Source organism: Microcoleus sp. B4-C2 (assembly GCF_036705265.1).
In the GTDB taxonomy this organism is placed as follows: Bacteria; Cyanobacteriota; Cyanobacteriia; order Cyanobacteriales; family Microcoleaceae; genus Microcoleus.
Window position 1 is genome coordinate 37,211 of sequence record NZ_JAUBUB010000054.1, and the last position, 6,615, is coordinate 43,825.

Genomic DNA, 6,615 nt, shown 5'->3' on the forward strand with positions numbered 1-6,615 from the left:
GTACAATCGATTGATTGAGGTAGAAGTCCACAATTCGCTACTCCGCTTCCTGCGATCGAACTCCGAGCCACACTGGCCCCACCATTTAACGATGGCGCGGCTCGTGGCGCGGGCTTTGCGCTTGGGGCGCAGCGCTCTGATCCAAACAGGGCTTCCCGCTGGAGCTTACCGACAGCGGTATCGAGTCAGTTATTTGATGCCGATTTTGATGTGGCCAGAGCCTGTGATATTAGTCGCGCCTACACGGGTGATCGAGCATTTGAGAGCAGTGGAAATTCCACGTTTGCAAGAGTGGCTGCAAACAGAGGGGCCGATCGACACTTATTCCGATAATGCCACTGGACAAGGATTGATGCTAGCAGATCCGCAGTCTTGGCTGGCGGCTCGCTTGGCGGCGAATTCGCCACTTCACAACAATATTCCGACAATTATCGACGGTGTGGATGACTTGGAAGTTTGGACGCGCCAGCAATTGACGGCGTGTTTGCAACCTGCTGACTGGAATGATTTAATGCAATCTCTGCCTTTGGAAGCCGATGCAATCCTCCAAGGGCGGGTACTGCTAACGCGGGCTTTCTTTCAGCATCCGGCGAAACCAGAGGAATGCTATTTGCTGGAAACCGCAGAGCAAAATATTTTGCAGGGGCTGTTTGAAAAAATCGAGCCGAATTCGCTGATTCCGGCTGCTTGGAGCAATTTTTGGCAGCGGTGGGAAACAAACGGAACACTGCGGTGGGCGGAAATTAATCGGGAGGCTGGGTCATTTTCTCTGTTCTGCGCGCCGGTTCAGGTGGCTGAGGTTTTGAGCAAAATTTGGGATTGTCAGCCTGTGGTGTTGATTGGGGGGGCGGTGGATGTAGAACCGAAGGCTCCGATCTTCCGGCAAATGCTGGGACTGCCAGAATTGACGAGCGTTAAGTTTTCGCCCGATCGACAAAGCGAATTAATTCAACTGTACATTCCCAACTGGCTGCCACTGCCAAATACGCCGGAATTTCAGGGTGTTTTAATTGAAGAAATTCGGACTTTGCTGTTGATGAGCGCGTCGGTGGCGGGTTTAACTGTGTTGATTGTGGGTGATGTACCGCTGAAGGCGAGGCTGGCGGCGATTTTGGCTTCTGAGTTCGGTTCTCGGGTGCAGGTAGAAAAGACTGATGTGGGGGAGAATGCGATTTTGGTGACGGGGTGGGAGTTTTGGCGGGAACATCAGGGGGAATTTAGGGCGCCTCACTTGCTGGCGATGGCAACTTTGCCGCTACCTTCTTTGGAAAATCCTTTGGTGACGGCGCGTGTGGCTTATTATAAGGAGCAGCGGAGGGATTGGTTTAGGTTGTATTTGCTGCCGGCGGCGCTGAATGAGTTGCAGCGGGCGATCGCGCCGGTGCGAGAACGTCAAGGGGTGGTGGCGATTTTCGACAGCAGGGTAATTCACCGCAGTTACGGAAAGCAGGTTTTAGCGGCTTTGAGTCCTTTTGCGAGGATTGATTATTTGGATACGACTTGGCTGACGCAGGCTTGAGATGACCTGTTGGCGTATAATTTGGTTAGGTATCCAGTTGAAATCTAATTTAGTAGACAAAGATTATGGGTGAAGCTAAGCGTCGCAAAGAGTCGATCGGCGACGAATACGGTAAAGAAGAGCGCATCCTTCCCTGGCTGCCAATCACGAAAACCCAAAGCGAAGATTTTGTGAAGTGGACAAGTCGCGGAAGCTGGATGGGGATTAGTCTTTTGGTTGTTTGGTGGATTGTAGTGCGGTTTGTCGGCCCGTCGGCGGGTTGGTGGCAGGTTGACTGATGCCAGACTCGACAAATGCCTGTATTCTTGGCATTGTGTCGAGTTTAACTCGGAAACCAGCGGCTGATTTTTTAGGAAAAATTTAGTTGCGAATTTGGACTTGGTATGGTATGGTAATTATCTGCGGGCAATTAGCACAGTGGTAGCGCACTTCCTTCACACGGAAGGGGTCACTGGTTCAAATCCAGTATTGCCCATTCAAAATTGATGGGGACTCATTAGAAATCTCCAAAAAATAAAATATCCTGTCGGAGTGCGATCGCGCAATCAAGGTTGGAGGGTGAAGCATTTGGGGATAAAATTACAGGTTTTCAACATAAATTGTCGCCCAAATGCTTGAGCCCTACAGATATCAAACGGCTGGAGATTATTTAGAGAGGTAACTTTATGATCCAAATAATTCTGAACTCAGAACAAGAAAAGTTACTGCAACAACAGTTAGAGACAGGGAAATATACAACCCCCGATCAGGTAATTACTGATGCTTTAAAAGCTTTGTCAGAAAAACAGCATCTTAATCTACCTCGGCAAGTAGTAACGATTCTTTCAGGAAAACCTGCACAAGAGTTACTCGCAGAAAAAATTAAAATGAGCCGGGAACTTAAGAAGAGTTATCAGCCCGATCCGTACAGACAAGCTTTAGCTGAAGATTTTAACAACTTATGTGAAGAAACCCAGGCTTTACACGCCGATCGTCCTTTAACTGATGAAGAAATTGCCGAAGAAATTGCAGCTTATCGGAGTGGAGAATGAGAGTTGTTATAGATACTAATATTTTAGTATCTGCGGCGATCGCTGGAAGAAAACCAGCTTCTGTTATTAGCTGGGTTATCAATCAACCTGATTATGAATGGGTAGTTTCAGAAGAAATTTTAGCAGAGTATCAGGAGGTATTAAGCAGACGAAAACTAAAATTAACAGATGTTCAGAAACAAAGATGGTTGAATTTGATTCAATCCTCAACCAAAATCATTGATGTATCTATAGAAATTGATTTCCCTAGAGATCAAAAAGATGCTAAGTTTATTGCTTGTGCACTCTCTGCTAATGCTGATTTTTTAATTACAGGCGATCGCGATTTTACTGAAGTTCAGAGTTTAGAGAATACGTTAATTATTTCTGTTTCTCTTTTTGCAGAATCGATCGTGAATTAGGCTGTGTTCAAGAAGACCAAATCCCCGTTAAGCGAAGCTATCCCGTTCGCGAAGCGTTCCCGAAGGGTAGGGAATCGCCCAAAACTACCCTTCTATACTACACATATGCTACACTAACATTGTAGCTCGTGCCCCGCAGGAGGTTTCCTCATGGCAAATGCCAATCTTCCTCAAAATTTCAACTTAATCCTACCCGCAGGAACCCAAATTGTCACCAAAATAGAGGTCAAAAACCCCGCCAGCAACCAATCTTGGAAACCGGGATTAGTAGGTGTCATCGTTCAATCGCCTACGGACAATTCCCACGCATATTTAGTCAAACTCCCAGACGGAACAGAAGTTAGTCTGCGGCGGCACGAACTCAGTATCCGCAAGCAGTTTCAGAGCGAAGGATTGCAGTCAGGAGGAGATTTTCTTGCAGAATACAACCTCTATGATTCTGTAATTTACCGCTGCATTGTTGGTTCGAGAGCTTACGGTCTTGATAACGAGCAATCCGATACAGACAGACGCGGGATTTACCTGCCGCCGGCAATACTTCATTGGTCGCTTTACGGCATCCCAGAACAATTGGAAAACAAGGAAAATCAGGAATGCTATTGGGAACTGCAAAAGTTTCTAGTTTTGGCACTCAAAGCTAATCCAAATGTGCTAGAATGTTTGTACACGCCTTTAGTAGAAACTGTTTCTCCTGTAGCACAAGAATTGCTGGAAATTAGGGAAATCTTTCTTTCTCAATTGGTTTATCAAACTTACAATAGCTACGTTTTGTCTCAATTTAAAAAAATGGAGCAAGACCTCCGCAATACCGGGGAAATTCGTTGGAAGCACGCGATGCACTTAATTCGCTTGTTGCTGTCAGGAATTACGGTGCTCAAGGAGGGGTTTGTACCCGTTCGCGTGCAGGATTATCGATCGCAACTTTTATCTATCCGCAACCAAGAAGTATCCTGGGATGAGGTGAATCGCTGGCGGTTGAGCTTGCACGGTGAGTTCGATCGCGCTTTTGCTGCAACTTCCTTACCGGAACGTCCTAATTACGAGAAAGCGAACCTGTTTTTGATTAAATCTCGTAGAGGTGCGATCGGCTAAAAGGGGCGGGTTTACGAGATCGTTAATTTGAGACATATATGGTTGGTAAAACCCGCCCCTAGAGGTATTTGCGATTGTTTAACCGGAATTGAAATTAGCATTGATAAAATGTTGAAAAAATGACAGAATACATCTCTAATCTCGCCTCAATTATCTCCGTTCAACCTTACCCGCTGCTGTTTGCGACTGTCAGCGGTTCGCACTTATACGGCTTTCCTTCCGCAGATTCTGACTTTGATTTGCGGGGAGTACACATTTTGCCGCTACCGAAAGTAATTGGACTGATTTCTGGACAAGAAACAATCGAAGTTTCTGAAGTTCGGGAGGGAATGCAACTCGATTTAGTAACTCACGACATCAAGAAATTTTTTGAGTTGCTGTTGAAGCGCAACGGCTACGTGCTAGAACAACTGTATTCGCCGCTCATAGTTTACACTACAAAGGAACATGAGGAATTAAAGGATCTCGCCTCTGGCTGCATTACCAAGCACCACAGCCACCACTATCTCGGTTTTGCTAAAACTCAATGGAAATTGTTTGAAAAAGAACGCCCGCGTCGGGTTAAGCCGCTGCTGTACGTTTACCGGGTGTTGCTGGCGGGGATTCACTTGATGCAAACGGGGGAAGTTGAGGCGAATTTGGTGAAACTTAACGAGAACTTCCAGTTATCGTATATTCCTGATTTGATTGAACGCAAGCTGGCTGGGGAGGAAAAATCTGTGCTGGAAGATACAGATATAGAATTTTATCAGCAAGAGCGCGATCGGCTAATTAATATATTAGAAGATGCAAGTTTTACAAGTCATTTGCCGTCAAATCCTAATGCAAAGGTTGCTCTTAACGATTTTTTGGTAAAGGTGAGGATGTCATCTGTGAACTAAGCTGTTCCACGTTTAATTAGTCTTTAGTGTAGCAAGCACCCTATATATTAGTCGTTTTGTGCGCCGAAGAGCACAGAACCTCCAGTCCAGTACACATCAGTACCAAAGAAACCGGGTTTTTCATCCTGCTCATATCAAATCCGTTAGCATCGGAATAGTACATTCGAGTTCACTGTTCACGGCGTTAACTGTTCATTGTTCACGGCGTCAACAGTCAACAGTCAACATCATGTATGAATGTTACCGGAAATGATATCAAAGGCCATAATGCAGTATTTTCGTGTCCATTAAACCCGGTTTTAAGTGATTCACCTTAATAGATTTGTGTTGGCTGTTGCGTTAAGGGCAGGTATGTCGGTATTTTGAGGGTCGGTAACTGGTGAGTTTTTTCCTGGTATGTAAAAATTCCAACTTACGCCGCCTACATATGTCTTGATATATGAAATCAAGGCGTGGATAAATATAACGATTGCTACCATTTCTAATGACTCTTCAATCGTCGTTGCTATCACGTAGGATATATCCCCCGGTCCCGCTGTATAAACTATGTATCCCGCTAGCATTTCCACTCCGATGGCTCCTCCAATATAAATAGCGGCTGCTGCAACAAACAATTTTCTCATTGAAACAGGAAGGTGCAACACGAACTTACTGTAGGAAAAAAGAAATATCGCTACTAGAAAACCGATCGGCACAATCCAAGTAAAGTAAAGAAATCCTGTGGCATTTAGCAGGTTTCGCATCGGGTAAACCAGCTTTTCGTGCAATTGACCAATTTCGTCTAAAGATAAAAATAGAAATATGAAGGATAAAATTTTCCAGTGATTCTTATAGCGATCGCTATCCAAATTTTTCGCATAGGCGATCGAACCCAGCAAGAGAGAACTAAACAGCAATGTCAAAAATGAGTAGAAGGTTGGAATGTTCCCCTCGTAATCAACGTTGAATCCATTTGCTAAGAAGTCTCTAGACGGGTAATCCGGCAAGAAGTACATAGTCATCTGACTTAAGAAAGATAGTACAACTAGACAGGCGACCACTCGAAGCAGCAACTGGGTTACAGATCCTGGAGTTAGAGGAATTTGGAATTTCATGTTTTCTTAACCGTTCTCTTAAGCTTTGTTTAAGGGAATCTTATCAAACGAAAAAAAAAATTCGGTCTACCCAAAGACAGAGAAGACTCCTAGTCGTGAAGGGTCTTTTTTTGTAACCGTAAAATTATCTTAAGATTAAGAAATTTAGCAGACCTCGATCGCCCTTAATTTTCTTGTGGCTATATAAAAACCTTTTTGTTTCCTGAGATTTAAATTAGAGATAACCCAAAATGAAGCTGAAATCCTTACTACGGTTGAGTCGATATCTAAATTCGATCTATATCTGCCAAAAAAACTCGGCTTCAGGAAGCCGAGATCCCTCAGTACCGAGGATTTCTGTAATCAAAGGCGACCGCATCTCAATCGAGAGTGACAACTATGAGATGAAATAAGAGGTCGATCGCGATCGAGTGATTCGCCGCCATTTGTTAACCTAGACTCCCCCAGCGAGATCAAAATATCTCCTTGTCAAAGTCCATTAGCTTTGAGTCAATTGCTGATTTCCGAAGTTTTCGCTGCTTTACTTAGGAATGAGAATTAAATAACTTCCACTCTTGAAAGTGGGATGGGCGTCCCGCCCGTCCAAAAAGGACGGGC

7 protein-coding genes and 1 tRNA gene are annotated in these 6,615 nt (G+C 44.7%); 7 read left to right on the top strand and 1 reads right to left on the bottom strand.

The features are described 5' to 3' along the window. The first annotated feature begins 10 nt into the window (after positions 1–10). The 7 genes from QUB20_RS16790 to QUB20_RS16820 all read left to right on the top strand — a co-directional run bounded on the left by QUB20_RS16790 (position 11) and on the right by QUB20_RS16820 (position 4,924). Entirely contained in the window at positions 11–1,519 is a 1,509-nt protein-coding gene (locus QUB20_RS16790) for a helicase C-terminal domain-containing protein (RefSeq protein ID WP_333247577.1), read from the top strand. A 65-nt stretch (positions 1,520–1,584) separates the two neighbouring features. Next, a complete protein-coding gene (locus tag QUB20_RS16795; RefSeq protein ID WP_333247579.1) occupies positions 1,585–1,797 on the top strand; it encodes a DUF2839 domain-containing protein in 213 nt (70 codons plus the stop codon). 125 nt (positions 1,798–1,922) lie between these two features. Then, positions 1,923–1,994 (top strand) — tRNA-Val (locus QUB20_RS16800). A 190-nt stretch (positions 1,995–2,184) separates the two neighbouring features. Then, entirely contained in the window at positions 2,185–2,550 is a 366-nt protein-coding gene (locus QUB20_RS16805; protein WP_333238569.1) for a hypothetical protein, read from the top strand. Next, on the top strand, positions 2,547–2,951 hold the full coding sequence (locus tag QUB20_RS16810) for a putative toxin-antitoxin system toxin component, PIN family (RefSeq protein ID WP_333247581.1): 405 nt from the start codon (positions 2,547–2,549) through the stop codon (positions 2,949–2,951). The genes QUB20_RS16805 and QUB20_RS16810 overlap by 4 nt, the downstream gene beginning before the upstream one ends. Before the next feature lie 150 nt (positions 2,952–3,101). Then, on the top strand, positions 3,102–4,043 hold the full coding sequence (locus QUB20_RS16815) for a DNA polymerase beta superfamily protein (protein WP_333247583.1): 942 nt from the start codon (positions 3,102–3,104) through the stop codon (positions 4,041–4,043). Positions 4,044–4,162: 119 nt separating this feature from the next. Next, the gene (locus QUB20_RS16820) at positions 4,163–4,924 is read left to right on the top strand and encodes a nucleotidyltransferase domain-containing protein (protein ID WP_333247586.1); all 762 of its coding nucleotides are present in this window, start codon (positions 4,163–4,165) and stop codon (positions 4,922–4,924) included. A 308-nt stretch (positions 4,925–5,232) separates the two neighbouring features. Here the strand turns inward: QUB20_RS16820 and QUB20_RS16825 are convergent, their stop codons facing one another. Continuing rightward, a complete protein-coding gene (locus QUB20_RS16825) occupies positions 5,233–5,925 on the bottom strand; it encodes a hypothetical protein (protein ID WP_333291502.1) in 693 nt (230 codons plus the stop codon). Between the last annotated feature and the right edge of the window lie 690 nt (positions 5,926–6,615).

What these genes read in the sequence shown, in the direction of transcription:
- QUB20_RS16795 (WP_333247579.1), top strand. Translation starts at nt 1,585, where the DNA reads ATGGGTGAAGCTAAGCGTCGCAAAGAGTCGATCGGCGACGAATACGGT.
- QUB20_RS16805 (WP_333238569.1), top strand. Translation starts at nt 2,185, where the DNA reads ATGATCCAAATAATTCTGAACTCAGAACAAGAAAAGTTACTGCAACAA.
- QUB20_RS16810 (WP_333247581.1), top strand. Translation starts at nt 2,547, where the DNA reads ATGAGAGTTGTTATAGATACTAATATTTTAGTATCTGCGGCGATCGCT.
- QUB20_RS16815 (WP_333247583.1), top strand. Translation starts at nt 3,102, where the DNA reads ATGGCAAATGCCAATCTTCCTCAAAATTTCAACTTAATCCTACCCGCA.
- QUB20_RS16820 (WP_333247586.1), top strand. Translation starts at nt 4,163, where the DNA reads ATGACAGAATACATCTCTAATCTCGCCTCAATTATCTCCGTTCAACCT.
- QUB20_RS16825 (WP_333291502.1), bottom strand. Translation starts at nt 5,925, where the DNA reads ATGACTATGTACTTCTTGCCGGATTACCCGTCTAGAGACTTCTTAGCA.